Source organism: Paraburkholderia sp. BCC1876, from assembly GCF_902833695.1.
Classification (GTDB): domain Bacteria; phylum Pseudomonadota; class Gammaproteobacteria; order Burkholderiales; family Burkholderiaceae; genus Paraburkholderia.
The window spans coordinates 1-488 of record NZ_CADFGI010000070.1 but is presented as its reverse complement, the minus strand read 5'-3'; the positions used below and the strand labels follow the sequence as shown (position 1 = coordinate 488).

1 pseudogene is annotated in these 488 nt (G+C 65.6%); it reads left to right on the top strand.

The window, feature by feature from the left end:
- Positions 1-68: 68 nt before the first annotated feature.
- Positions 69-488: pseudogene (locus HWY05_RS37805) on the top strand (hypothetical protein); the annotation flags it as partial.

Sequence of the window (488 nt, the reverse complement as noted above, 5' to 3'; positions counted from 1 at the left end):
CCGGATGCCATGCGTGCTTCCGCGAGCGATGCGTCAAGCCGCGGGGAAGCCAGATGAAAACATGTGGAATGCGAAGCATCGTGCGCCGGCAGGGCGGCCAGGCGATGGTCGAGATGGTGGCCGGGCTCGCGTTGGTGTTCGTCATCGGGTTCCTGGCGATGGCGATGTTCGGCCGGCTCAACGACGTCCGCAACAAGGTGCTGATCGGTTCGCGCTACGTCGCCTGGGAGCGCACGGTGTGGATCAACCCCGACGACACCGGCACCGGCACCGATGGCTGGTGGTACGAAAAATTCGGCGCGGGGGCACAAACCGTGACGAAAACGGACGAGGTGCTCAGGCGTGAATTCCTGGCCCGTGTCGTGGCGCCGCGTCGAACCTCGATTTCCGGCACGGATGCCGATATGCCGCTTTCGGCCGCCTTGCCGCCTTCATGGCGTGATCCCGGCGGCACGGCCTTTGTCCGGGATCGCCGCGACGTGATGGTG